This window comes from Desulfonatronum lacustre DSM 10312 (genome assembly GCF_000519265.1).
In the GTDB taxonomy this organism is placed as follows: Bacteria; Desulfobacterota; Desulfovibrionia; order Desulfovibrionales; family Desulfonatronaceae; genus Desulfonatronum; species Desulfonatronum lacustre.
The window spans coordinates 891,934-917,953 of record NZ_KI912608.1; the positions used below are offsets into that span (position 1 = coordinate 891,934).

Below are 26,020 nucleotides of genomic sequence, written 5' to 3' on the forward strand. Positions count from 1 at the left end.
GGCCGCGCGGGCCTGGGCCGGTAAGTGGGTGATCTTTCCAATCACGGCACGACAACATGCCCGAATTGTCCATCAAACATCGCGGATCTGTAGTGTGGCGAATGCTGCTGGGATTGTCCGAAAACTCCCCAGATGTAGAATTCCGCGTCGTCCGGCCCGATGAGAAAGTCCGTGGGCAGGCGTTGTTCCGCCGCGACGATAGGTCTGACCAGGCGAGGGGTGACCAGAATGACCAATTCGGTTTCATTGGACTGAAAGCTTTTGCTGGAAAACAGGGCGCCCAGCACGGGCAGATCGCCCAGAGCCGGAAATTTGGATACCGCCTCACGGGAGGTTTCGCTGAGCAAGCCGGCAATGGCAAAGCTCTGCCCGTCTCCCAACTCGACGGTTGTAATCGCCCTGCGGACGTTAAGGCCCGGTATGAAGGCCCCGGCGATGACCGCTCCCCTGTTGGGATCGATTTCGGAAACCACCGGAACCACATTGATGGCGATCCGGTCTTCGCTGAGCACCGTGGGGGTGAAGGCCAGTTCAATGCCGTAGGGCTTGAACTCAACGCCGATGTTTCCCTCTTTATCCACTTCAGGGATGGGAAATTCGCCGCCGGCGAGGAAGCTCGCGGTCTGACCGCTCAAGGCGACCAGTGACGGTTCGGCCAGGATTTTGGCCATGTCGTTTTCCTTGAGAACGTCGAAAATGCCGCGCCACTGCACCGACTGCCCCGGTCCGGTGTGCAGGGACATTGTCCCGCTGGCCGGCCGCAACGGATCAACCAGGCTTCCGAGAAAGCCCAGGGCAAACCGGCCGCTTTCGTTCACCAGGTTGAAGTTCACGCCCAGCCGTTGCAGCGACTCCCGGGAAACGTCCGCGATTTTCACTTCCAGCATCACCTGGTGCACGCCGCCCACCTGAACCATGTTGCGAATGTTCTCCCGGGGGGCGAAGGCTTCCGTGAGGACCAGGATCTGGTCCAGTTTGGACATGCTGGAAACTCGCCCGGACAACGTCAGGGAATCGTTGGTGGACAGGATCCGCAGGTCCGTTTCCTCGGGGAAGATTTCATTGATGCGTTGCTTCAGCCGGGCGATCTCGTAGCGCACTTCCAGCTCGTAAATCGCCGAAATCCGGTCGTCCTGCCACATCATCAGATTGGTGCTGCCCGCGGCCACGGGTCTCAGGTAGAGCTCTCGGGCGGAGATGGCCCGGACGCTGACCACATCCGGGTCGGCCACCAGAGCGCGGTCCACTGCCGTGGGTGTTCTGAGAATGACGGCCCGTCCGTATTCCAGCTGCAACCGCCGCGGCTGTTCCAGGTTCACGACGACTTCGTCGGGGACCACCTGGAAGTTCTGGGCTCGGCTTTCCAGGGGGAGCAACCAGGAGATGGCTACCAAGTGCAGAAGAACAGCGGCTGTTTTCCAGGATCTGATTGCGGCAGGCATGGATATCCATTCTCCTTGCTGGTTGATAGCTAGTTGATAGCTATTGGATGAATTTGAACTGCTCGACCTTGTTGCCCTCGATCACTTCCATGATGAACTCCGAGCGTCTCGGGGGCGGCGGATTATTGATCCGGGGGGCGGGGCCGGCTGCCAGGCGGACGGGTTGGGGATTGAGGTAGTTCATGGCGTGTCTGGTCGTGGCTCCCCGGGTGACCACCGAATTGACGTCGATGGGGCTGCGCAGGGCGAACTGGAGCCGGCCCTGGTTGCGGACATGGGTCAGGATTTCGGTTTCTTCCGGAGTCAGCTCCAGGGTGTAGACATCCACAGGTGCCGTTGCGCCGTTTTCTGTCTCCTGCATTACTGTTCCCGTGGCCAGGACCGTGACGTTCTCCAGGACGATCTTGGTGACGTCTTCCTCGGTTTCCGCGTCCATCCAGGTTACAAGCACGTCCACTTTGTTGCCGGGGTGGATGAAGCCGGAAAGGCCGATCACCTTGTCCCCCTCCACGGCCACGGCCCGTTTGCCTTCGCCAAGTAAGGCCGAAACACCGCCGGTGCGGATGTCGATGGGCGCCAGACGGTGTTCGATGATCGCCTCGCCTTCCTTGAGGGGAACGATGGCCACCCGGCCGATCAGGTCGGATGAATTCCGGAAGTGGCCCTGGGGCAGATTTTTCAGGATCTGTTCCCGGTCGGCGATCATCTCCGCGGACAATCTGGTTCCCGCGGCAAGGTCGAACGCCGCCACGGCTACGGGCCCGATATCCGGCCGCTCCTTCTGGATTTCCTCCACCACCTTCGCGGGGATGCCGGTGTTCTGCTGCTGCAACCAGTTGTAGATGAACATGCTGCCCACCACGGCGATGGCCATGGCGAGAGTGATCGGTATCAAAGCCTTCCACCTGCCCATAAGTCCTCCTGGATTGCGAATTCGAAACGCGGAGCTTGTTTGAAACTTGAGAGATGAAATTGAAATGCAACGACCCGGCTCATCCGAGTAAAGCGTCCTGGATACTCGCTTCCCCGTCTGCACGGGGACAGCTCCCGCGGGTGTGGCTGACCCGGAGAGGCATAAAAACACGTCATTCCCGCGAAGACGGGAATCCAGTTCTGATTAGTGTCCGGTCATCGGAAAATCATCGACTTTGGAACGTATCAGATGCCGAGAAACTCAAACCCGACATGGTTCAGCGCCAGGTAGGTAATGGTTCCTAAAGCAATTGCCACGCCATAACAGAGTTTTGGTTTGTTTTCGATTGGATGAGGAGTGGTTACGGGTACATATTGGCGGGTCAGCAGGAAGGTTTTGAGAACGGCCCATGTCCGGGAAAACAAGATTCGTCCGTATTGGCGGTGGATGGCCAGCAAGAGCAGGGCATACACCCCGCCGTACAGGGCGGTGAAAATCGCTGAGATAAACACCCCCTTGGCCCCGACCACGGCCCCCACGGCCCCCATGAGCTTGGCGTCCCCGGCGCCCATGCCGCCGAAAATGTAGAGAGGAAGGAAAATGGCTATGCCCAGCAGAAGACCGGAAATACCAAACAAGAAACCTTCAAGCCCAAATAGTAAAGCGTGGAAAGCCAATGCGAGCCCCATGATGGGGAAGGTGAGAAAATTCGGGATTTTTTGGTACTTAAGATCTGTAATGGATACAACAATAAGAACAGGGATAAGCAAAAAAATGAAATAATTCAAATGTGACATGATTATTTCAAAAAAAAAATAATTCATTTTGATATTTCATTTTGTTATAATTATTTAAAAATTTAAGTAACTCTCTGCGATCATTATATTTTCATAACTTATTCAATTATGTAATGTATATCAAACAAATAATGTAACAGGTTTATATAGTGTATATATGATTACAATTATTAACCATATATACACTATATTTGAAATTATCCGTCGGCAGGGGTTAGGGGGTTAGTGCGGTATCAACTTCTTCGAACGCAGCCTCAATCTTCGGTCCAATGGTAATTAAAAAGGCAATCGCTGCTATAGAAATCAAAGCAACCAATAAACCATACTCCACCATCGTCGCCCCTTCCTCGTCCTTCAAGAAATTCATCAGCTTTTCCATGGTGTCCTCCTGGATAAATGTGGTTGAAGGTGTTGATACAACATGGGGAACCAAATCAGCCAAAGATTTTGAATTCCCTGGGCCTGAGATGCTCTTGTCTATCAAAAATCGGGCCAAATATTATTTTGCGCTTAACTTTCTAATATTAAAGATTAAGTTTCTTTGTGAACATGATTTGTGGGGGGAGATTTGGGCTTGGAACTGTCTTGTTGTCCGAGAAAAGGCGATTTGGGGAGGGGATGATGGTTTTGATAGTAACTGTTTGGAGTTAAAAGAAATGTAAAACATGACGGGCCGGCGGGTGACCGAGATACCTGGATTGGGTGGCTGATTGGTACGGGGAGCGTTCTGTCGGTGAAATCGACACTGAGTGTAAAGAAATCTGACAAGTCCATGGAGATAAATCGGGTGTTGTGTCCATGATGAAGGTGTTCTGTTCAGATATTCTTTTTTTCACTCAAGAAAAAATATTCAATGGAGTCTTGGGGAGAAGATCGAGTGATTATTTGTGTCAATATTTTTAACACAACATGAAAAAACAACAGACTTGGATTTAATATCAACAAATTTAATAGGATATGATCTAGTTTTCGTGGATGTGTCCGTCTTTTCAGGACAGGTCAGTGCGAGACAGGTCAGTCTTGTAATACAGGATAGATGGTAGTCAGGAATCAGGAGGCAGGAGGCAGGAGGCAGGAGACCCGACCGTTCCCACGCTCCAAGGGGTACACTGCTAAAATGTGTCAACCTTTTCTGAACCATCCCAAAAATGTTTCCCCTTTGCGTCCTTCGCGCCTTGAGCGAAGCGGGCGGTTCAAAAACACTGTATTGGAATGGTGGAATGAACGGAATCGGATTGGGGGTGGAACGGCGCTTCGGTTGAGCGGGATTTTGGGGGGATGATCCAGGTTTTATCGATATCCGCGGGATCCATGGGTTTGGCGAACAGGTATCCCTGACCGTAATGACACTTGTAGGTCTTGATCAGGTCGCATTGGGACTGGGTTTCGATGCCTTCGGCCACCATTTCCAGATTCAAGCCCAACGCCATTTCCACAATGGCATGGATGATCGTGTTTTTCGCGGGGATGACGTTGATGGCGCTGACGAAGGAGCGGTCGATCTTCAGTTCGTCCAGAGGGAAGCGCTGCAAGTGGGCCAGGGAGGAATAACCGGTTCCGAAATCGTCGATGCTCAGCCGGGCGCCCATATACTTGAGCCGCTTCAGCGTGCGAAGGTTCGTATCCATGTTGGACATGGCCATGGTTTCCGTCACTTCCAGGTTCAGACAGCCCGGGTCGAGACTGTATTCCTGCAGAACCTGATAGATCTTTCCTTCCAGCCCGGGTTTGGCGAGCTGCTTGCCGGAGATGTTCACGTTCAAAATCAGCGAGGTATTGGTTTCACGCCACTTTCCAATTTGGCGGCAGGATTCCTGGAGCACCCAGTCCCCGATGGGTTCGATCAGTCCGGTTTCCTCGGCCAGGGGAATGAACATGGCCGGGGAAATCAGGCCGTTGTCCGGATGCTTCCAGCGGATCAGGGCTTCCAGGCCCTTGAGTTCGCCGCTGTCCAGCTTCACGATGGGCTGGTAGTTGATGAACAGTTCGTCCCGTTCCATGGCCCGGCGGAGTTCCTTTTCCATGATCGTTCGCCGGCTCTTGCGCTGGTAGATCTCCGAACTGAAGACGGCGCAGCGGTTTTTGCCCTGCTGCTTGGCTTGCTGCATGGCCAGTTCCGCGTCCCGGAGCATGTCGTCCGCGCGGACGTAGTTGGGGTTGTAGGCCAGGATGCCGAAGCTGGCGGTGATGAAAATCTCGTGGCCATCCACCTGAAAGGGGTCTTCCAGCTTTGTCCTGATCTTCTCGGCCAGGGTCATGGTGTCCCCGGGCAGGGCGTCTTCCGTGAGCACGCAGAATTCATCCGAGCTGAAACGGGCCAGGGTGTCCGTGGGACGCAGCTGGTCCCGGACCCGCTGGGAGATTTCCAGGAACATCCGGTCGCCGACGAAATGGCCGAAGCTGTCGTTGACCGTGCCGAACCCGTCCAGATCAAAGATCATCAACCCGAAAAGTTGGTTCGGGTCGTTGGCCGCCTTTTTCAAGGACTGGTCCAATTTTTCCAAACAATAGGATCGGTTGGGCAGGTTGGTGCGCTGGTCGTAGAGAACCTGATGCATCAGGCGCTCGTCGTTTTGCTTCCGGACCGTGATGTCCGTGATGCTGCCGGCGAACTGGATGATTTCGCCCTTGTCATCGCGCACGGTTCGGGCGTTTTCAGCGATCCAGACCGGACTGCCGTCCTTGCGGCGGACCAGGGTTTCCATCTGCAGGATTTCGCCCTTGTTCCGAAGCGCGGCAAGTCTGCTTTCCCGGACCTTGGGGATCAAATAGATTTGCGAAAATTGCGTTGCGCGGTTTGCGGCTTCGAACTCCTCGGGAGAGGCGTAGCCGAGGATTTCGGCAAAGGAGCTGTTCACGCAGACCACCGTGTCGTCGGCCCTGGTCAGGTACATCCCGTCCGGGGCATGGGCGAACAGGGCCCGGTAGGTGGACTCGGATTTGCGCAGTTTGACCTCGGCCTCATGCTTTTCGGTGATGTCGGCCATGGTCCCGGCGAGCATCAGATTTCCGTTGCCGTTGTAGCTCAGGGCCTTGCCCCGAAGGCGAATCCAGCGCCACTCCCGTGTGTCGGTCTTCATCCGGAAGCGGTGCTCGAAATGCTCCCCGTTGTCGGTAGCGTACAGCCTGAGCTGCTCCTGAAGCTGTTCCCAGTCCTCGGGATGGACCAGGGTATCGAAGGCGGCGTGGTGTTTCAGCTTTGCGGAGGATTCTCTTTCCGTGTGCCCATTGCCGGGCAGGTCCACCGTCATCTTATACGAGTTCATGTCCATCTCGCAGACCAGTTGCCGAGCGCCCTCCAAGGCAGCCCGCAGGCGCTTTTGGTCCAGCTCGATGGATTCCTCGATCTGCTTGCGCTCCGTGAAATCCTCCAGCTTGACGAAGACCTTTTCCACCAGCCCGGTGGTGTTGCGCACCGGGATGAAGGTCACGCGCAGGAAAACGGTCTTAGAGTTCGGCTCCGGGTAAGCCCTGGGCAGCTTCCGCCACGTTTCGGGCAGGACCACTGTTTCCCCCAGACGAACTCTGGAAAAGACGTCGTTCAGGCCCCAGTCCGAAGTGCGGTGGTCTGTCATGACGGCAAATTGCTCGCCCGGCGTCAGGCCCATCAGCTCGGCGAAGGAATCGTTGAATATCAGGGTAGTGCCGACGGGATCGCAGATCAGGGTCGGGTGGGGATTGGAGCGGATGATGTCTTCAAGTTCCCGGTTCTTGTTGTTTTGGTGCCTGCTCAGGCCCGGGAAGAACAGCCCCAGCGTGCTTTTGAGGTTCAACCCCATGAAGAGGGATGCGGTGAGGAGCAGGTCGATGAGTTTGTCGGGCCGGGGGTGGTGACTGTGGCAGACTGCGATCCAGAACACCGTGCAGATCACAATGAACCATATCACCATTGCCGGGGGCGGAACCCTTTGTGCGGTTTTGTCGTCCGCCTGGGCGGTGGTGATCATGGAATCCATTGTTGCCCGTTGTCTAAAAAAACAATTGTAACAACTCAGCTTATTCAAAGTGCGGCCTGGATACCCGCCTTCGCGGGTATGAGTGCGCCCGTGAAGGCGGTAATTCAGCCTCGGCATGAGGCTCTACTCAGGCTGTGCTGAACAGTTGTAAAGCGATCTTGTTTTCCCGGACTGTGATTGATCTTGTTTTTCCGGATCGTGTTGCCTTGTGATCTGTTTTCTATGTGGTCGAATGCATCAGGAGGATAAATAGCAACATGCGTGCCTGAGCTACGCGACGAACAGGTTGTCCCAGGCCATGGCGATCTTTTCTTCGCTCAGCTCGGGATGGCGGCCGTGGTAGTACGCTTCGTCAATGATGTGGTCGATGATGTCCCGGGGCTGGCACGCGGAGAGGCGAACATCCATGCGTTTGTAATACTGGTCCATCAGAAATTCGAAGACATCTTCCTTGAACTCGACGTTGTTCGCCTGGCAGACCTTGATGAATATCCGGCGGTAGTCCACGGGAGAGGGGTGGTCGATTTTGATTTTGTAGCGCAGCCGGCGCAGGAAGGCCATGTCCACCAGCTGCTTGGGATCAATGTTGGTGGCGAAGACGATCAGCTGGTCAAAGGGCACAACGAACTTGCGGCCCGTGTGCAGGGTGAGTAGGTCCATGCGCCGGGCCAGGGGGATGATCCAGCGGTTGAGCAGGGTCTGGATGTCCATTTCCTGGCGACCCAGGTCGTCGATGATGAACAGGCCGTTGTTGGCCTTGACCTGGAGCGGGGCCTCGTAGAACTTGGCGATGGGGTTGAAATCCAGGTCCAGGGTGCGCATGGTCAGCTCCCCGCCGACCATGATGGTGGGTCGCTTCACCCGGATCCAGCGCTGGTCGGCGGGCGGAACGTCCGTAGCGGGCGGCACGGGCAGATGCACGGACTTGTCGAACACCGTGATGATTTCGCCGCCCACGATGAAGGCGTGGGGCACGTAGACCTCGCCGGGCAAGGCGCGGCCCATGGCTTCGGCAATGGTGGACTTGCCGTTGCCGGGCGGGCCGTACAGGAAAATCGCCCGTCCGGAGCAGGCCGCGGGCCCCAGGGTGTTCAGCACCGACTCGCTGACCACGAGATGGGAAAAGGCCTTGTTGAAGTGCTCCGGCTTGATCACGATGTTCATCACGGTCTGCAGTTCGATCTGTTTGCTGTACTCGGCCAGGAGCACCGGGGCGGGCCCTGTGTAGCGGCAGACGTTCAGAAGCTCCGCGGCCCGGTTGCGCCCGATGTCCGTCATGGCGAACTTGTAGGAGGTCTTGGTCAGGTGCTCCGCGCCCTTGACCATGATGCACTGCTCCCGGCGCAAAATCTCCATGGCCTCGTCCACCACGGGGATGGGCAGCTTGACGCTGTCGGCCACCGTGGGAATCGTGAATTCGCCCATGAAGACCACGTGCTTGTTGATCAGGTCCACGATGAAGGTCAGGGACAGGCCGGTCTCCTCCACAGTGCGCGGCGGCGGGGGCGTCTTGCGGAAGAAGTCGGCCAGATCCGTTTCATTGATAAAGCCCAGGGTCACCAGGTTATACCCCAACCGCCCCCCGGACATCCGCTGCCGCTCCAGGGCCATCTCCAACTGTTCCTCGTTCACCAGATTCTTCTCCACCAAACGCGAACCTAAAAGAGCGTGAGCTTCCATTTGTTTCCTCTCTTTTTGGTATGATCCCGTGTCAGCTCTGTATTGTATGCAATATATTTGCCGGAATGAGGCCGTTGAGGGGGGGCTGCCTCAAAAAACTTGCGGAAATTGACTGCCGGAAATGCTGTCTCCTCTTCATAATCCGCATGACCAGGAAAAGATGTCGACCTTTGACGCATACGTTGAGTCGTCCCGAAAAAAAGGCTAAAGCGACGTCGGAGGAAGGGACGTCCATTCCGAGTAAGGGCGGGTTGTGGCCGCAACGGGCGTTCGAACCAGGGAGAAAGGCGAGGCATATGCTTGGAACCATGAAGGAACGCGATTTCCGACGGCTCAGTGAATTCGTGCAGAAAAACTGCGGCATCAAGATGCCGCCGAGTAAAAAAACCATGATGGAAGCCCGGTTGCAGCGTCGTCTTCGGGCATTGAATTTAACCGAATACCACAACTACTGCGAATACGTCTTCAGCCCCCAGGGAACGGAAAGCGAGATCCCTCATCTGATCGACGCCCTGAGCACCAACACCACCAGTTTTTTTCGCGAACCGCACCATTTCCAATATCTGACTTCCACGATTCTGCCGACTTGGTGGCAACGCTTCGGCCATGCTCGGGAATTGGCGGTCTGGAGCGCGGGGTGTTCGTCCGGGGAGGAGCCTTACACATTGACCATGGTTCTGGCCGAGTTCCAGGAACAGTACCCGCTGTTTCGCTGGTTCATCCTGGCCACGGACATCAATACCCAGGTTCTGGAGCGGGCGGCCAAGGGCGTTTATCCGGACGACAAGCTTCACACCATCCCCAGGGCTTTGCATCAGAAGTATCTGTTGCGCAGCAAGGACCGAACCAAGAAGCTGATTCGGATCGTCCCCGGATTACGCGAAAAGATTCGATTTCGTCGCCTGAACTTCATGGAGCGATTCAGTTTTCGCGAGCCCATGGACATCATTTTTTGCCGCAACGTGATGATCTACTTCGAGCGGGACGTCCAGGAACGCCTGATCCGCAATTTCCTGGAGCATTTGCATCCCTGGGGGCACTTGATCATCGGTCACTCGGAAAGCCTCGCCGGGATGGATCTCGGTCTGATTCAGGTGGCGCCGACGGTGTATCGCAAGGCGTAGTTTCTTCTCCGTAGCCTGAATAAGAATGGAGTTCTCTTGGATTGGAAAAAGAGTGCGGCACTCCCTTGACAGCCGACAGTCTCTTGGCTAGATACTCACCTCTTCGAGCGGGAATAACTCAGTGGTAGAGTGCAACCTTGCCAAGGTTGAAGTCGCGGGTTCAAATCCCGTTTCCCGCTCCATTTTTTTTTTGAGGCGGCATAGCCAAGTGGTAAGGCAGCGGTCTGCAAAACCGCCATTCTCCGGTTCAAATCCGGATGCCGCCTCCAAATTTGATTCGTACTTTCCCATCAAGCGGGAGTAACTCAGTGGTAGAGTGCAACCTTGCCAAGGTTGAAGTCGCGGGTTCAAATCCCGTCTCCCGCTCCATATTTCCTTCTTTCCCCTACTGATTCACCTCCTCATATTTTCGAGCCCTTCCCCGACATGGCCATGTCCAATACCGGCAAAACTGGATCGCCGACCGGCAATTCCCGATTGCATCTGCTCAGCCGGTCCGTGTCCAAGTCGGAGTTGTCACGGCTTCTTGAACAGGCCTCTCTTGATCAGCTTTTGGAACTTGTCTCCGCCAGGCACGCGGTGCATTTCGAAACCGTGCGCATCGGGGAGGACGTCCTGGAATGCCTCCAGCTTTCGGACATGGAAGCGTATATCGAGCAGCGCCTGAACGTGCCTTCCCCCGAAGTCGGTCCAGAAACGGGAACGGGAGCCGGGATAGACGCTTTACCGCTTTGGGCTAAAATATGGCCGGCCTCCCTGCCCCTGGCCATGTATATGCGCGGCGTCGTCCCTGGTCACGGGGAGCGGGTCCTGGAGATCGGGGCCGGACTGGGCTTGACCGGCTTGTTCGCGGCCAAACGCGGGTTTTCCGTGGTGCTCAGCGATATTGTCCCCGAAGCTTTGCTTTTTGCGCGGATCAATGCATTGCGCAACGGGCTCGGCGACACAGTCGTCGTTCAGTCCGTGAACTTCATTAAAGAAGACCATCCGGATCGCTATCACCGAATAATTGCTTCAGAAGTTCTCTACCGTGAGCAATTTTTCGACCCATTGCTTTCTTTTTTTCGGACCCATTTGGAACCCATGGCCACTGCTGAAATCGTGCTTTCCGCGAATGCAGGGCGGCGTGCGATCAAATTTTTTGCGGCTGCGAAGGATTACTTTCAAATCTCACGTTCTTGTGTTCCCTCACCGGTACCCGCGGTCGATTTTCACGGACTTCCTGGGACCGAAGCCAACCAGAAAACGTATCTCTACCGACTGAGGCCTCGATGAGCATTCGTCTGCGATCATGTCCCAAGGGACATACCAAAGAACTGGACAAGGTTTGTCCTCCCCAGGAAACGGTTGTCAGGGTTCGGGCCTCTCTGGAGGCATTTGGGGAAGACGTTCTGGCTGAGACCCGGCGCATCGACACCGGGCGGCTGGGCATCCCCGTTTATCTGAGCGTCTGTGGACAATCAGCCCGCCGAATCATGCCCACCCGCAAGCAGATGGGCAAAGGAGCGTCCGCCATCCAGGCCGAGGCCTCGGCCTTGGTGGAGTTGACGGAGCGGTTCAGCTTTTTCAGTTTCTGGCAAGGCGTTCAGGATATTGAGCCCTGCTCCTGGAGCGAGGCCCAGCGGAAATGGCCGGGGAGGGTTCTGCCTGTCTCCGAGATCGCCTTGTCCGTCTCCGACGCGTTGCCCGACGAGCAAATCAGAAGCCTGATGGACCTCGTTGCCTGGCGCTTCGTGCCGGCAACGCGGCTGGATACCGGACAGGAGTTTCTCGTCCCTCTGGAATGGTTTCGGAAGATTAATGAATTTAACGGCTCATCCGCCGGAAATACCCCTGAGGAGTCGATCCTCCAGGGCGTGTGCGAACTTGTGGAACGTCATGTCTGCGCCGTGGTGGACCGGGACCGTCAAAAAACGCCTACCCTTGATCCGGAAAGCTTCACGGACCCCGTTCTTCGCGACCTGATGGACGCTTTCAAGCGCGAGGGCATCGTCGTCGTTTTGAAGGACTTCTCCCTTGGCCTGCCCGTGCCCACCGTGGCCGCCGTGGCCTACGATCCTGCAACGTTTCCGGAACGCAGCGAAATCGTCTTCACCGCCGGAACCGCCTCAACGCCATCCAAGGCGGCCATTCGCGCCCTGACAGAGGTTGCGCAGCTGGCCGGAGACTTCGAAACCGGCAGCAACTACGAAGCCTCCGGACTTCCAAAATTTACGGAATTGGCGCAAATCGCCTGGTTGCTGGAGGGGGATACGGTTTCTCTATCCAGCTTGCCGGACATCGGACGCGAGGATATTCTGGATGAACTGACGGAGCTTTGCAACGGGTTGGAGCGAATGGGCTTTCGGGCGTACAGCGTGGAGACGACGCATCCGAAGTTGGGAATTCCGGCTCATTACTCCTTCGTGCCGGGCTTTCAGTTCCGTGAGCGGGCCCTGAATCCCTGCGTGGGCTTGTTCGTCGGGCGCATGTTGGCCGAGGAAGTCCCTCCGGAGCAAGCCAAGACCGGCTTAGAGCACTTGGCCCTGTTGTATCCCGACGCCTCCTTTCCGCTGTTTTTTCAAGGGCTGCTGGCCGTGCGTCAAGGACGCTTTTCCAAGGCCTTGGAAGCCCTGGGCAAAAGCGAGTTGGGGCTGGAGCAACGTGACGACCAAGCCCTGGCTGCCTTTTATCAGGGGTACGCCATGAGCCGGGAGGAGCGCTGGACGAGCAGCCTTCCGCATTTGGATCGGGCGATCAAACTTTGTCCGGAGGTCAAGGAGTACTTTAATCTTCGCGGAGTGGCCAAATTCAAACTGGGCGAATACGCCGGAGCTGAGTCGGACTTTCGAAGCGCGTTGGACTTGGACAGCGGCTCAGCCATGGATCTGGCGAACATGGGGCTGTGCGTCAAGTTTCAAGGTCGCGCTGAAGAAGCTGAGGCCTTGCTGCGCTCCGCTTTGGAACTCGATTCGAGCCTGGATTTTGCTCGCGACCACCTTCGGGAATTGCAATCCTTCGAATAAACCGAAGAGTGACATCCGGATCGCGATAAAAGGTTTCGTTTTTTTCGCCATCCAGCATTGACAACGAATGTCCTTGCATTTTACAAGATAAAAGGATTCAACGCGCATCACGAATGAATCGCGGAATTCTCCGCTGTTTCTGTTCTCACGGAATGTCCCGGAATGGATTTTCGGGCATTTCTGATTATCACGGGATTCCCCGATTTGGGCCTCGTGATTTTTGACAAGGGTCCCGGTCAGGTGCTAACTGCACACTCATTTTGAGACTTAACAAACGCTTAAGGAGGTTTGGACAATGGCCACTGTAGAATTCAAGGGAAATAACTTTGAAGTTGATGAAGACGGTTTTTTGCAGCGTTTTGAAGACTGGAACCCGGATTGGGTGGAATTCGTCATGGAGAGTGAAGGCATTAAAGAAATGACCGATGAGCACCAGAAGGTCATCGATTTTCTGCAGGACTATTACAAGAAGAACGGTATCGCCCCGATGGTGCGCATCCTGTCCAAGGTGACCGGCTACAAGCTGAAGCACATTTACGAGCTGTTCCCCTCCGGACCCGGTAAGGGAGCCTGTAAAATGGCCGGTCTCCCCAAGCCCACCGGTTGCGTATAAATCACTACTTTACCGGTTTTAAAAAAAAAGCGGAGCCCATTGGGCTCCGCTTTTTTTTTGTATGCGCACTCAGCAGAAGGTTCGTGCGAACAGATATCTTCGGACGTCCCACAGGGTTGCCAAAGCGGCGGTGCGGTATGGGCGCACTTGACGTTCCAGTTCAACGGATTATGTGAAACGAACGGTAGTGAGCAGTGAGCACGACCTGGACGACCTTGATCGACACGAAACAGAGAGGATGAATATGCATCACCGGAATTCCGACTTTGCACGACGGATCGCGAGCCGGTCCATGACCAGACGGGATTTTATGTGGTTGGCCACGGTGGGAGCCGCCGGGGCCACGGCGGGGTGCGCCGCGAACCCGGTCACGGGCCGGCAACAGTTGATGATTCTGTCCGAGGCCAATGAAATAGCCTTGGACAAGGAGCATTCGCCGCATCAGTTTTCCGCGGACTACGGGGCGGTCCAGGATGTTCGACTGAACCAGTACATCACCACGGTGGGGGAGAGCATGACGGGGTTCACCCACCGTCCGCACATGCCCTACTCGTATCGGTGCGTGAACGCGACCTACGTCAATGCCTACACCTTCCCAGGAGGCAGCATGGCCACCACCCGGGGGATCATGCTGGAAATGCAGGACGAGGCTGAATTGGCCGGGCTGCTGGGTCACGAGATGGGCCATGTCAACGCCCGGCATACGGCGGCACGGATGTCCACGGGCATCCTGACCAGTGTGGTCCTCCTGGGCGCTTCGGCGGCCCTGGCGTCCCAAGGTGAAACCTGGGGAGCCGTTGCCGCCGGTTTGGGCGGGGTGGCAGCCGGGGCGCTGTTGGCCCACTATAGTCGCAACGACGAGCGGCAGGCGGACAATTTGGGCATGGAGTACATGACCAAATCCGGCTACAGCTCCGAGGGCATGGTCGGCCTGATGGACGTGTTGCGCAACATGCAAAAGAACAACCCCTCGGCCATTGAGATGATGTTCTCCACCCATCCCATGAGCGAAGAACGTTATCAGACTGCTGTTCGGGAGGCCGCAAGCACGTATGGTCATGCCCGAACCCAGCCCCTGTATCGGGAGCGGTATATGGATCACACCGCCGGGCTGCGCCGGATCAAGGGGGCCATTGAGAAGATGCAGGAAGGGGAAAAGCTGATGCGCCAGGAACAGTTCTCCCCGGCCGAAACCGCCCTGGACGACGCCTTGCGCCAAGCCCCGGAGGACTATGCCGGATTGATGCTGATGGCCAAGTGCCAACTGGCCATGGACCGGCCCCGGCGGGCCGAATTCTTCGCGGACAAGGCCCGGACCATTTATCCAGCCGAAGCCCAGGCCCATCATGTCAGTGGTGTGGCGAAACTCAAGTTGGACCAGTTCGAAGCCGCCTACGATCAGTTTGATCGCTATGAAAAGCTGCTCCCCGGCAACCCGAACACGGTTTTTCTCAAGGGCATCTCCCAGGAAGCCATGGGGCGCCGCAATCAGGCCGCCCAGGAGTATCAGCGTTTTCTCGGCACCGTCCGCCAGGGCGAACAAGCCGAGTACGCCTATGGCCGTTTGGTGGAGTGGGGCGTTATCGCGCCTTGAGAGCCTGTCTTCTCACACCCAAGACTTGTCTTTTGACTTGTCCGTCCTTGCATCGGAAAGGTGAACGGCCTTTATTTTGCAATGCTCTCTGATTTGAGGGCAAGGCTGAATTTTTTGACCACCTTTATTCCTGACAAGGAAGGAGCAAGACCATGAAGATCGACGGGAGCGACAGTGCATTTGCCGGCCATGACTACTTGAAGGCCCTCCAGGATAAAATTCAGGATCTGAAACGTGGTGCCGGACCTTTGGCGGACGGGGACCGAACGAGTATTCATCCGCGGCGCGCCTTTGTCGGAGCGGGAGAAGAGGTTTCGTTCGGCGATGCCCGGCAGAGCCTTGAGCAGATCAAACGGACAGGACAGGGGTCTCAGCTAGGGGATTTGCATGTCAATCTGAACATGGACCGGGTCCGGGAGCTGTTGAGCCCTTTGGGCTGAGTGTTTGGCTTGGGCATTTTTTCCGATTTCGATTTCGATTTTTGAGGTTCAAAAACAGAATTCCGCTCCTGAGCCCTTTCCCTTGGGTTGACGCCGCCGCATAAAATATTATCTGTAGGCACTTTTTGCTGTGTGGCGCATCAAGAATCATCCCAAGAACGGTGAAGGAGAACGGATATGAACGTGGACGCATCGCAAGGCCCTGGCGAGACCAGGGAGTTTCAGGCCGAGGTCAAGAAGATCCTCGATATCGTGATCAATTCGTTGTACACGGAGCGGGAAATCTTTCTGCGGGAATTGATTTCCAACTCCGCGGACGCCCTGGAGCGCTATCGGCATCAGAGCTTGACCGACCCGGGTGCGTACCCGGATTTGCCTTTGGAGATCCGGATCGTGGTGGATAAGGATGCCAAGACCCTGACCATCACGGATACCGGCATCGGCATGGATCGCGGCGAGTTGGAAGCCAACCTGGGAACCATCGCCCATTCCGGGACCAAGACTTTCCTGTCCCAACTGGCCGAGGGGACCAAGGACGTCAACCTGATCGGCCAGTTCGGCGTCGGGTTCTACGCCGCCTTCATGGTCGCGGGCAAGGTCCGGGTGACCTCCCGATCGTATCGCCAGGACGACTCCGGGCATCTCTGGGAGTCCGACGGCGGCGGGGCCTACACCATCTCAACGGCATCCGAATTGCCGCGGGGCACGTCTATTGTCCTGGAACTCAAGGACGACGCGGCTGAATTCGCGGACCCAGAGCGGATCAAGCGGATCATCAAGCAATACTCCAGTTTCGTGCCCTTCCCGATCCTGCTGGACAACGAGGCAGTGAATACGGTCCAGGCCCTGTGGACCAAGAACAAAAGCGAGATCACGGACGAGGAGTACACCGAATTCTACAAGTTCGTGGGCAATGCCTTTGACGACCCTCTGCTCCGGTTGCATTTCGACACCGACGCCCCCCTGGCCATCAAGGCCCTGCTGTTCGTGCCCAAGGACAACTTCGAGAAGTACGGCCTGGGCCGAACCGAGCCCGGGGTGAACCTGTACTGCCAGCGCGTACTCATCGAGCAGCATTCCAAGACCATCCTTCCGGAATGGCTGCGCTTCCTCAAGGGCGTGATCGACTCCGAGGATCTGCCCCTGAACATTTCCCGCCAAGCCCTGCAGGACAGTTCCCTGGTGCGCAAGATCAATTCCGTGGTCACCAAACGCTTCCTGAAGCACCTGGAAGAGACGGCCAAAAACCAGCCCGAGACCTACGAGACCTTTTGGCGTGATTTCGGCTACTTCCTGAAGGAAGGGGTGGTCAGCGACTTCGGCCATCGGGAAGCCCTGGGCAAGCTGCTGCGCTTCGAATCCTCCACCACCGAACCCGGCAAACTGACCTCCCTGGTCGACTACCTGGGCCGGATGAAGATCGCCCAGAAGGAAATCTTCTACATTCACGGCTCCAACCGCGAAGCCATCGAGGCCGGTCCGTACATCGAGGCCTTCCGCAAGCGCGACCTGGAAGTGATCTACACCATGGACCCCATCGATGACTTCGTGATGGGCCACCTGGCGGAATTCGAGGGCAAGAAGCTGGTTTCCGCGGACCGGGGCGACATTGAGCTGCCGGAACTGGACGAGGACAAGAAAGATCAAAAAGACCAGCCCGAAGCCGAAAAGGAAATGGACAAGGCCCAGGCCACGGATTTGGCCGCCTGGATGAAGGGCGTGCTCGGCGACCGGGTCAAGGAGGTCAAGGAGTCCAAGCGCCTGGAAGGCAGCCCGGCCATGATCGTTAATCCGGACGCGCATATGACCAGCTCCATGGAACGGATCATGCGCGCCGCCGGCCGCCAGGGCGATCTGCCCATCTCGGCCAAGGACCTGGAAATCAACGCCCGCCATCCCCTGATCAAGGGCCTGGCCGCCCTGCGCCAAACCGACGAACCTTTCGCCCGCACCGTGGCCGAACAAATCCTGGACAACGCCATGGTCCAGGCCGGCCTGCTGATCGAGCCCAGAAACATGGTGGACCGGACGTATCGGATTCTGGAGCGGGCCGTGGGTGGAGCAGGGGAGGCACCTAAAAAGGTGGAGTCAGATTCCTGATCAGGTCATTCATTTTGTAGGGGATGAGCGCATACACAGTTGCGCCCCCCCTTTTATCGGTATCGGAATCGGAATCGGGATCGATACGGTTTGTTCGCCAATAGTCCTATTTCGATACCGATACCGACCCCGACCCCGATAACTGCATTATATAAAAGCCCCTGGAGGTGATCCTCCAGGGGCTTTTTTCGGTCTTCTCGATTACCCCTTTGCCTCGCCTCACCAAAAACAACAGGCCGGAAGCATCTCGCTCCCGGCCTGTCCTGATTACCGATCCGTCAACCCGTTATCTCTTCATCCGAATCACTTCATCCAGCATCGTGTCCGTGGTGGTGATGGTCTTGCTGTTGGCCTGGAAGCCTTTCTGGGTGCTGATCATCTTCACGAATTCCGTGGCCAGATCCACGTTGGAGAGTTCCAAGGTGTTGGAGGAAACCGTCCCCAGGTTGCCCGTACCGGCTATGCCCGTTAATGGAGGCCCCGAAGCTCCGGTTGCCGCGAACAGGTTACCGCCTTCCCGGTTCAATCCCCAGATGTTGTTGAAGTTGTTGATGGTCAGCGCATACAGATCGAGAACTTGTCCGTTGGAATAGCGTCCGGTCAGGACGCCTTCCCTGTTGACGGAAATGTTCTGTAAAAAACCAGCGGTATAGCCATCCTGGGTTTGATACAATGTGGTTGAAGCATTATTGTAAGCTGTTGTGGAGAGAGCATTTCTTTGCCAATCAGCAATGTCGCCCGCAAAAGCTCCTGCTACGTATCCAGCGACATCGCCTACAAATCTTGTTCCTAGAGTGAATTCAATATTTTGAGGTTCTCCAAGAAAATTTGCAGCAAATGTTGGATAGCCATTTCGTGAAATAAAATATGGATCGCCATTGCCATCTTCTGTTTCGAGAGTTGGGTCTGCTCGCATATTGATAATCTCTCCAGCAGGATTAAACAGAAGATCTCCTGTCATTAACAATCCAGTGCCATTTTCTTGATCATCTTCAGGTGGAATCGTTACAATAAATTGCCATATTGTAGTTCCATCTGGGGGATCAGGCTGGTCAGCATCCGGCCTTTTATCAAAGTATACCGTTACATTATGAGCGCCGCCGTTCGCATCGTAAATCTTCATTGTAGTTTGATATTCAAACTCTTGATTTCCTATATCACCAGGTGGTGGGCCATCCCATGCATCTATAAGATCGTCGACACTGGACCTGGCGGCGGAATCAAGGTTGACCACGGCGTTGACAGTTGATGTCGGTGATGGAGGTGATTGGAAGTTGTCTAATTGAATGTCTCTGGGAACACCTTGGATATTGACACGTCGAGCACCGACACCTTCACCATCAACCTCATCGACCAATGGGTCGACCGTATCCCGGGCAATACCCCAGCCTTGAACCCTATACCCATGCGGATCGACGAGAAATCCTTCCTGGTCAAAACGGAAGTTTCCGGCGCGGGTGTAGTAATTTATTTCATCACCAGGAGGGCTGACGGTAAAGAAACCGTTGCCGGTGATGGCCACGTCGGTGGACTCGTTGGTGGTTTCAAGGGAACCCTGGCTGAAGTCGCCCAGGACGGCGCCGACCGCGACGCCGCGACCTATCTGGCCCACACCGTTGGCCACGCTGACGTTCTGGCTCATGAAGTCTTCAAAGTGCATGCGAGAGCCTTTGAACCCGACGGTACTCACGTTGGCGATGTTGTTGCCGATCACCCCCATTTTCTGGCCGTGCCCCTTGAGGCCGCTGACTCCCGTCCACATTGATGCGGTGAGACTCATGATTGTGCTCCTTTGTATAGCCCGCTCGCGCTCTTAAGAGGTGAGGGGGTGAAATGAATTACTGGGTCAGACTGTTCAGAAGGTCTTCGGTGGAGGATGATCCGCCGAACAATCCGTTAAGATTCGCCAGGTTTCCTGTAATATTTTGGAGTTCCGATGCCAGCGCATTGCCTTGCGCCGCCCCTGCTCCGACGACTTCCTTAACGTCCGTGATATTGACTCTTCGTCCGTCCTGAAGGCGGAGGAAGGTTTGCCCATCCTCGCTGACCACCGCTGAAACCACTCCGCTCGTCTTGGTGGAAACCATCAACGGCTCTCCGTGCTTGCCTTCCGCGGCCATGGCAATACTGTATACTCCGTCGGGCAGCGGATTGCCGGAGTGGTCCCGGCCATCCCAGACAAATTCGTGTTCGCCGGGCATGCGACCGGGCAACGTGATGGTGCGGACGATGTTGCCGAAGGAATCGAAGATGTTCATGTGCAGCTTTTCAGCCACGTCCGGCAGGGAATAGGTGAAGGAGCTGACGGAGTCTCCATCCTTGCTGATGCTTCGCCCTTCGGCTCGAATCTCTTTGCCGATGAAGTTGACTGCGTTCAACGTTTCCTGACGGGCAAACGAATCCTTGAAGCCCTCGATGGACTCGGAGATGTTGCTGAGTTGCTCCAGGCTGGAGAATTGAGCCAATTGAGCGACGAATTCCTTGTCGTCCAAGGGGTTGAGAGGATCTTGGTTGGCAAGCTGGGTGGTCAACAAGCGCAGAAAGGCATCTCTGTCCAATCCGCTTTTATCGCCTGTCCTCGGGTCCGGTGGAGCGAAGTCTCGTTCGGCTCGGCCGACCAGATTGCCAGCGTGGGGGCTGACATATGGGCTTGTCGACATGATCGTTCTCCTGGAAAGAGGAAAATTTTGCTAGGCGATCAGGTTGATGCCGCCTTCTCGGGGTGAATTAAGCAAAATCGATGCCTGTTCCGAAGCGTCCTGGCCTCCGGCATCATTTTTTTGCAAGCCTCGCCCCAGGGCGGCCCACTGGGTATTGGCACCCTGTTCCTGGAACTTTTGTCCGTCCGAGCCCTGCCAGAGCTGGGTGAACTGGTTCTGGTCCTGCAACTGGGTCGAAACTTCCAGGCGCGTGACCCGCAGGCCCTGGGACTCCAGGGACTGGCGGAGCAAAGGCATGTTTTCGGCGATGATCTGGCGGGCTTCCTGGTTTTCCGCGCGCAGCACAGCCTGGACTTCTTTGCCTACCACTCTGAGGTTCACGGTCAGGCTGCCCAGATCCGCGGGATGCAGCTGCAAGGTCAATTGCTGGCGGCCCTGGCCCATGTTCTGGAGCAGGCCGGAATGGACCTGATTCAGGACGGCCCGGTGCGGAGCCGGGGCATTGGCCAGGACCTTGCGGGCCGCGGCTTCGGTATTGGTGGCCGCGGTGGTCTGGCCCAGGATGGATCGTGGGTCCGTGCCGGCATCCTTGAGCAGGCCCCCGGATGCCTCGCCGCTGCCCTGGACGCTGACCTTGTTCCAGAAGGATTCCCAGCCCTGGGCGGACTGGTTCGCGGCATTCTGGGCATTGGGGTTTTGCCAGGGCGTTCCCTGGCCGTTGCGGTCCATCATGCCGGAATTTTTGCCGTCGCCTCCCGAGGATACTGTTTTAAGCGCGTTCACGGCCTCGGTCATGGACATCCGGTGGGCGTTGGGGCCGTTGTCCGCGGCCTGCATCCGGAGATCACGGTTTTCAGAAGCTGCCATAATCCTTTGGATTTCCGCCAGTAATCGGTTTCTGTCCTGATCCGAGCCAGCTGCGGCCTCCTTGATCATGCCCAGGATTTTTTTCAGCTCCTCAGGAGACAGTTCCTTTTCCGTGGCCTGCTGCAGGATTTGGTCGAGGTTCGGAGATGATCCGCCTGCGTTCTGTTTGAGAGCGTTCTGAAACGCGGCCAGGGTCTCCGAATTCAGCTTCAGCTCGCCCTTGGCCGCGGCGTCAGAGACTCTTTGCAGCAGATCGGCGTTTTCCCGGAGCGCCTTGTGGACCACGGAACGTAGTTCAGCCGTCATTTCGATTCCAGCCTTTCTCATGGCCTCGGCAATGGCTTGCATGGCCTGCACGGATTTCGGGTCCACATTCCCGAAACTTTCGCCGCTCAATCCGAAAAACTTCCCCAGAGCGGGGTCCGTCGTCCCGGAAGCCTTGTCGCCGCCCATCAGGCCCAGGGCTTGCAGCAAAGCCAGGATTTCCGCCGAGGTAAAGGAAAATTTCTCCTCGCCGGTCAGGTTGGAAAGCAATTCCTCGATGCGCTTGAAGACCGCGTCCAGTTTATTGTCCAGGATGTCACCAGCCAGGGCCAGGGCGTCGTCCGGAGAGAAGCCGATCTTTTCCAGCAGGCTGATCAGGTCCTTTTCCTGCTCCGGAGTGAGCTTGATATTGGCCAGTTCCTTCAGCGGCTCGCGCAAGACGTCCAGGACTTGCCGCCACGTGACGGTCTCGTTGGAATCAAAGAGATCCTCAAGACGATCCAGAGTTTCCTCGTCCACGCCCAGCTCTTCCAGCTTCGGGCGCAACTCGGCAAAATCTTCCCTGTTTACGGGCACGTCTAATTCTCGGGAACGTGGAAGATCCTGGTGAACGGACTTGGGCGGTTCCGGATGGTTTCGCCGGTCGTCGCTTCGAACGTGTTCCGAACGCGTCGTCTCCGGCGAAGGATGGAATGGTGCATCGTCCCGAGTGTCGCGCAGGAATGCCCCGAACACATCTTCGAAATTTTTGTTTCCGAGGTTGAACAGCGGAGCGTCCAGGGCGAACCCCGTGTTGGCCGAGGAACCGGATTGGGCTGAAAAAGAGGGAAAAATCTGCATGGTCTTTTCTCCTTGTCCGCGTATGTTTCAAGAGTCGTTCCAACTTCCTCGCTTCCGGTACTGGGGGCGTCCCACGTCGCCCTTGTCCGCGACGGCCTGTTGCGATAGGAGAAAGGTCATGTCTTCGCCACGGGCGACTTCTCGGAAGCCCCCTCAAAAAATATATCAGACGACCTCTCAGGCGACCTCCCAGGCGACGTCTCGGTCACTTCCGCGGTATTCAAGCCGCATGTACCTGCAACTCGCCCCGGACGGCATCTCTCTGCTGAAGTTTCTTCTGGAGGCCGAGGACAATCTGGCCTATTTGAGCACGGTGAGCCCGCACACGGCGGTGGTCAAGCTGGTTTTCGCCCCGGGCCGGGAGCGGGAAATTTGGAAGTTTCTGGAGACGGCGCACCATCAATTGACGTTTCGTGAGGTGGTTACGTTCCCGGGTGGGTGGAAGAGCGAGGAAAAACGGAAGGAATCAAGAAAGGATACGGAGGAACGGGATGCAAAATGAACGATGTCGCCGTATGACGACACCATGGATGGCCGTGCTGCTGGTCGCGGCCTGGTTGAGTCTGGGGATGGGCGGGCTCGGCGACTCGGATGTGGTCACCAAAATTCCCAAGCCGGAGCGGTCGTTTCTGGTGGAATTGGTGGACGCCGACGACGTCTCCTTCGCCTTGCACGACTTTTCCATGAACGGCCTGACCATGCTCCCGGTCACGGCGGGAAAGGCGGACATCAGTCTGGATTTCGCCGAAATCATGGAAGCCCGGATGTATCTCCAGGACGACCGAGTCCTGTCCAAGGTTTTGTTTCGGAATCAAACCACCCAAGAGTTTATGATCGATCCGGGTCTGGCGTTCTATGGATTGACGGATTGGGGCAAGTTGAAGATCACGGCCGGAAATATCCGACGGATCACGTTTTTGGGCCGGGCGGACAAGCCCTTGCCTGCCGGAGCGGGGACGGATTGAACCTCCTTTTCATTCGTCCAAATTGAAAAACGCTCGGGCCGTGTCCCCGCAGGCCGTCCAGATATCCTGAATCGGCTGGCCGCGCAGGTCGGCGACGGCTTGGGCCGTATAGCAGAGATAGGCCGGTTCGTTGCGCTTGCCTCGAAAGGGATGCGGGGTCAGGAACGGGCAGTCCGTTTCCAGAACCATCCGGGACAAGGGAATGTGGGGGATTGCCTCTCGCAGGGCCGTGCTTTTGGGAAAGGTGACCGGGCCGGGGATGGAGATATGCCAGCCGTCGGCCAAAATCTGTTCCGCCAACTCCCGGCCCTGGCCGAAACAGTGCCAGAGCAGCGGGCGATCCCTGAACCCCAGGTCCCGCAAGATGGTCAGGGTTTCCGGCTCGGCTTCTCGGCTGTGGACGATCACGGGCAGATCCAACTCCCTGGCCAGGGCCAATTGCTCCTGGAAAGCCCGAATCTGGACGTCCCTGGGACTGCGGTCCCAGTAGAAGTCCAGCCCGATTTCGCCCAGGGCGCGCAGCCCCTTGTCCTCATCCTGGTCCTGATTTTGGGCGAACAGCGCGGCCATGTCCGCCAGGACGTCCGGCGTGACGGTGGACGCCTCGTGCGGGTGGATGCCCAGGGTGAAGAACATCCCGGCAATGGTGGACAATCGCGGCTGGTGGGCCCGGTACGCCTCGGGCGACAGAAAGACGTTGCCGAACCAGGCCACTCCGGCCGCCCTGGCCCGATCCAGGACGTCATCCAGGTCCTCGGCGAAGTCCGGAAAATCCAGGTGAGCATGAGTTTCCACGCCCCCGGGGGGCAGGCCGAACGTCTCCGGCAAGGGGATGTTTTTTTTTGACGACATATGGTGCTCCTCCTTCGGGCGGGGAACCTACGGCAGGCGGCGTTGGTTTGTCACGCGCCGCGGGCCGAACCTCCGGGTCAAACCTGTTCTCATCGAAATCGCGATCGAAATCGAAATCGGAACATGCTGTGAGTAAGGCATCTTTATAGACATGATGTTCGATTTCGATCACGATTTCGATACCGATTCAGGTAACGAGTGAGTATCGAAATCAAATCAGTTCAAAACTACAACTACCCTCGCGATGACATTACGCACCTGCATCACCCCTGAAGGTCGATTCCGCTTCGGCGTCCACCGACCTTCCTACACAGTGGCCAACCTGCGGGCCGAGGACCATCTTGAGGCCCTGGGTCGAACGGAAACCGGGAAGGAGGTGAACAACCAGCGCAACTTTCCCGTCGGAGACGTCCAGGTGGACCGGGCCTCCGTGATCTACGAAATCCCCAATGCCTTTCCATTCCGGGGCACGACCTACGTCGATTCCTCCTGGGCCGACGCCAAGGCCCACGATCCGCTTTGCATCGCGCTTCCCGCGCCGGAAAAAACATCCATGCACGATGCGTTGGACTCCATCTTCGACGCCGCGGGAAGCAAGACCCCATCATCGGACAAAGCCGCGCTCTTCGCGGCTCTGCCTGAATCCGTGCTCCTGGCCGTGGCCGTCACGTCCACGGACCCGAAGGATCTGCAAATCATCGCGTCTCTGTCCTGCGATCTGTTGTTTGGCGACACGGATGATCCTTCAGGAGCCGTCCCCACGGGGTTGCGCTACATCAAGGACGCGGATGGTCGGGTCCGCCCCGTGATGCATCGTCACGATCTGTTCGAAGCCGTGGTGAACAATCCCCGACTGCCGGACGCCTACAAGGTGGCCATGGTTCTTCGGCCCGGTGTTCAGGGGGCCAGCGAGGTGGTGGGGGACGTTCGCTTCGGTCCGGACGGGCGCACGCACGTATTCGAGTATCTGCGCCGCAACAGCTACATTCCTTGGGGCCATTTCGCCGCGAACATGGCCCACGACGCCGTGCGGTACGGAATCCGCGAACTGGACGTGGAGGACATTCTCGGCCTTCGTCACCTGTATTATCAGCGAACCTACATTCGGCTGGCGGAGCTGTGCGGCCTGGCCACGCCCCGGCATCGGCGGTTGACCGTTGAAGAGCTGGAGGAACTGCGGATCACGACCCTGGAGCACGTCCGCCGGGCCGCGGCTCGCGGCGAGGAGCTTGCCTACAGCGCCACACTCTGGGGCTGGAATTTCGGGTTTGATTTCGCGCCCAGCGGCTATCGCCTCCACGCTTCCCATCAGCAGGTGCATCAGCAGTACGCCTTGATTCCAAGCTCGTTGCCGATCACCGAGGCGTTGAGTGAGGGCGGGACGTTTCGTCCGTATGCCTGCGGCGATCTGGTGGCCGACGCCGTAGATCGCTATCGGGTCGAGACCGGACAAGGGTTGTTCACGGACTATCTGCGGGCCATCCGCGCCAATCAACGCACCGACGGCCGTCCTGGGGAAGCGGACTTGGTGGTCCATGAGGACGAGCACGTGCTGCTCTTCGTACCCAAGGCCCAGGCCGCCGGGTTCGAGTTGCAACTGATGCCGCTGCGTCCGGTGGGCAACGTGCTGGAGGCGGACGCGACCTGCCGCGCGGCCCTGGACAAGGCCATGCTCATCGCCCAGCGGGCCTTGGAAGGCCTTGGTGCGCGGATGGTCACCAGCATTGAGTATTCCCGCCGCCTGGATGCCGGAGATCCGGACCAACGTCTGCTGTACGCCTTTCTGCCCAAACTGCCCTATGCCCCCGGCGGGTTCAGCGAGGCCCAGGCCCGGTGCATCGTCGGCCACTATCCCGAGGATTTCGCCCTGGCCTGCCGAATAGTTCTGGCCAGGGACATGTGAGCATT

General features: G+C 57.0%; 21 protein-coding genes and 3 tRNA genes. 14 read left to right on the plus strand and 10 right to left on the minus strand.

Annotated features, from left to right (window positions below):
* Positions 1 to 41: 41 nt before the first annotated feature.
* The 4 genes from DESLA_RS18670 to DESLA_RS0104235 all read right to left on the minus strand — a co-directional run bounded on the left by DESLA_RS18670 (position 42) and on the right by DESLA_RS0104235 (position 3,531).
* Positions 42 to 1,442 (minus strand): type II and III secretion system protein family protein, encoded by a 1,401-nt coding sequence (locus DESLA_RS18670; RefSeq protein ID WP_035261345.1) that lies wholly within the window; start codon positions 1,440 to 1,442, stop codon positions 42 to 44.
* Positions 1,443 to 1,482: 40 nt separating this feature from the next.
* Positions 1,483 to 2,355: a Flp pilus assembly protein CpaB gene (cpaB, locus tag DESLA_RS0104225; RefSeq protein WP_028571501.1), complete on the minus strand. Its 873-nt coding sequence runs from the start codon at positions 2,353 to 2,355 to the stop codon at positions 1,483 to 1,485.
* Positions 2,356 to 2,600: 245 nt separating this feature from the next.
* Positions 2,601 to 3,179, minus strand: coding sequence for an A24 family peptidase (locus DESLA_RS0104230; protein WP_051434370.1), 579 nt, complete (start codon positions 3,177 to 3,179; stop codon positions 2,601 to 2,603).
* A gap of 187 nt (positions 3,180 to 3,366) precedes the next feature.
* Positions 3,367 to 3,531 carry a Flp family type IVb pilin gene (locus DESLA_RS0104235; protein ID WP_028571503.1) on the minus strand — a complete coding sequence of 55 codons (165 nt, stop codon included), beginning with the start codon at positions 3,529 to 3,531 and terminating at the stop codon, positions 3,367 to 3,369.
* Between DESLA_RS0104235 and DESLA_RS0104240 the strand changes: the two genes are divergently transcribed.
* Entirely contained in the window at positions 3,530 to 3,814 is a 285-nt protein-coding gene (locus tag DESLA_RS0104240; protein WP_028571504.1) for a hypothetical protein, read from the plus strand. The two genes, DESLA_RS0104235 and DESLA_RS0104240, sit on opposite strands and share 2 nt — an antisense overlap.
* A 531-nt stretch (positions 3,815 to 4,345) precedes the next feature.
* Here DESLA_RS0104240 and DESLA_RS21485 read toward each other — a convergent pair.
* Together DESLA_RS21485 and DESLA_RS0104250 are read right to left on the minus strand one after the other, a co-directional pair.
* Complete coding sequence (locus DESLA_RS21485; RefSeq protein WP_051434371.1) at positions 4,346 to 7,099, minus strand: sensor domain-containing protein; 2,754 nt, start codon at positions 7,097 to 7,099, stop codon at positions 4,346 to 4,348.
* Between the two features lie 279 nt (positions 7,100 to 7,378).
* The gene (locus tag DESLA_RS0104250; RefSeq protein WP_028571505.1) at positions 7,379 to 8,788 is read right to left on the minus strand and encodes an ATP-binding protein; all 1,410 of its coding nucleotides are present in this window, start codon (positions 8,786 to 8,788) and stop codon (positions 7,379 to 7,381) included.
* Positions 8,789 to 9,084: 296 nt separating this feature from the next.
* Between DESLA_RS0104250 and DESLA_RS0104255 the strand changes: the two genes are divergently transcribed.
* The 10 genes from DESLA_RS0104255 to htpG all read left to right on the plus strand — a co-directional run bounded on the left by DESLA_RS0104255 (position 9,085) and on the right by htpG (position 17,664).
* On the plus strand, positions 9,085 to 9,912 hold the full coding sequence (locus tag DESLA_RS0104255; protein WP_028571506.1) for a CheR family methyltransferase: 828 nt from the start codon (positions 9,085 to 9,087) through the stop codon (positions 9,910 to 9,912).
* A gap of 107 nt (positions 9,913 to 10,019) precedes the next feature.
* Positions 10,020 to 10,094: transfer RNA gene (locus tag DESLA_RS0104260), tRNA-Gly, on the plus strand.
* A gap of 12 nt (positions 10,095 to 10,106) precedes the next feature.
* Positions 10,107 to 10,181, plus strand: a tRNA-Cys gene (locus tag DESLA_RS0104265).
* A gap of 25 nt (positions 10,182 to 10,206) precedes the next feature.
* Positions 10,207 to 10,281 (plus strand) — tRNA-Gly (locus DESLA_RS0104270).
* A 57-nt stretch (positions 10,282 to 10,338) separates the two neighbouring features.
* Positions 10,339 to 11,187, plus strand: coding sequence for a class I SAM-dependent methyltransferase (locus tag DESLA_RS18680; RefSeq protein WP_051434372.1), 849 nt, complete (start codon positions 10,339 to 10,341; stop codon positions 11,185 to 11,187).
* Positions 11,184 to 12,917, plus strand: coding sequence for a YcaO-like family protein (locus tag DESLA_RS0104280; RefSeq protein WP_028571507.1), 1,734 nt, complete (start codon positions 11,184 to 11,186; stop codon positions 12,915 to 12,917). Before DESLA_RS18680 ends, DESLA_RS0104280 begins: the two co-directional genes overlap by 4 nt.
* A 295-nt stretch (positions 12,918 to 13,212) precedes the next feature.
* Positions 13,213 to 13,530 (plus strand): TusE/DsrC/DsvC family sulfur relay protein, encoded by a 318-nt coding sequence (locus DESLA_RS0104290; RefSeq protein WP_028571508.1) that lies wholly within the window; start codon positions 13,213 to 13,215, stop codon positions 13,528 to 13,530.
* A gap of 292 nt (positions 13,531 to 13,822) precedes the next feature.
* The gene (locus DESLA_RS0104295; RefSeq protein ID WP_245589993.1) at positions 13,823 to 15,124 is read left to right on the plus strand and encodes a M48 family metalloprotease; all 1,302 of its coding nucleotides are present in this window, start codon (positions 13,823 to 13,825) and stop codon (positions 15,122 to 15,124) included.
* A 152-nt stretch (positions 15,125 to 15,276) separates the two neighbouring features.
* The gene (locus DESLA_RS0104300; RefSeq protein WP_028571510.1) at positions 15,277 to 15,564 is read left to right on the plus strand and encodes a hypothetical protein; all 288 of its coding nucleotides are present in this window, start codon (positions 15,277 to 15,279) and stop codon (positions 15,562 to 15,564) included.
* A gap of 177 nt (positions 15,565 to 15,741) precedes the next feature.
* Positions 15,742 to 17,664, plus strand: coding sequence for a molecular chaperone HtpG (htpG, locus tag DESLA_RS18685; protein WP_051434373.1), 1,923 nt, complete (start codon positions 15,742 to 15,744; stop codon positions 17,662 to 17,664).
* A 286-nt stretch (positions 17,665 to 17,950) separates the two neighbouring features.
* On the opposite strand, the gene DESLA_RS22230 is transcribed toward htpG, so the two are convergent.
* The 3 genes from DESLA_RS22230 to DESLA_RS0104330 are packed head-to-tail and all read right to left on the minus strand — an operon-like array spanning position 17,951 to position 22,295.
* Positions 17,951 to 19,444, minus strand: a complete 1,494-nt coding sequence (locus tag DESLA_RS22230; protein WP_035261348.1) for a flagellar hook protein FlgE — start codon at positions 19,442 to 19,444, stop codon at positions 17,951 to 17,953.
* A gap of 58 nt (positions 19,445 to 19,502) precedes the next feature.
* Positions 19,503 to 20,324, minus strand: coding sequence for a flagellar hook assembly protein FlgD (locus tag DESLA_RS18695; protein ID WP_084031877.1), 822 nt, complete (start codon positions 20,322 to 20,324; stop codon positions 19,503 to 19,505).
* A gap of 30 nt (positions 20,325 to 20,354) precedes the next feature.
* Positions 20,355 to 22,295: a flagellar hook-length control protein FliK gene (locus tag DESLA_RS0104330; RefSeq protein ID WP_028571513.1), complete on the minus strand. Its 1,941-nt coding sequence runs from the start codon at positions 22,293 to 22,295 to the stop codon at positions 20,355 to 20,357.
* A 229-nt stretch (positions 22,296 to 22,524) separates the two neighbouring features.
* Between DESLA_RS0104330 and DESLA_RS23120 the strand changes: the two genes are divergently transcribed.
* Together DESLA_RS23120 and DESLA_RS0104340 are read left to right on the plus strand one after the other, a co-directional pair.
* Positions 22,525 to 22,797, plus strand: a complete 273-nt coding sequence (locus DESLA_RS23120; RefSeq protein ID WP_051434374.1) for a DUF4911 domain-containing protein — start codon at positions 22,525 to 22,527, stop codon at positions 22,795 to 22,797.
* A 13-nt stretch (positions 22,798 to 22,810) separates the two neighbouring features.
* Positions 22,811 to 23,260 (plus strand): hypothetical protein, encoded by a 450-nt coding sequence (locus tag DESLA_RS0104340; RefSeq protein WP_156932859.1) that lies wholly within the window; start codon positions 22,811 to 22,813, stop codon positions 23,258 to 23,260.
* Between the two features lie 9 nt (positions 23,261 to 23,269).
* Here the strand turns inward: DESLA_RS0104340 and DESLA_RS0104345 are convergent, their stop codons facing one another.
* A complete protein-coding gene (locus tag DESLA_RS0104345; RefSeq protein ID WP_028571515.1) occupies positions 23,270 to 24,112 on the minus strand; it encodes a TatD family hydrolase in 843 nt (280 codons plus the stop codon).
* Between the two features lie 244 nt (positions 24,113 to 24,356).
* On the opposite strand from DESLA_RS0104345, the gene DESLA_RS0104350 reads away from it, so the two are divergent.
* Positions 24,357 to 26,015, plus strand: coding sequence for an HIT family protein (locus DESLA_RS0104350; protein WP_028571516.1), 1,659 nt, complete (start codon positions 24,357 to 24,359; stop codon positions 26,013 to 26,015).
* Positions 26,016 to 26,020 lie beyond the last annotated feature (5 nt).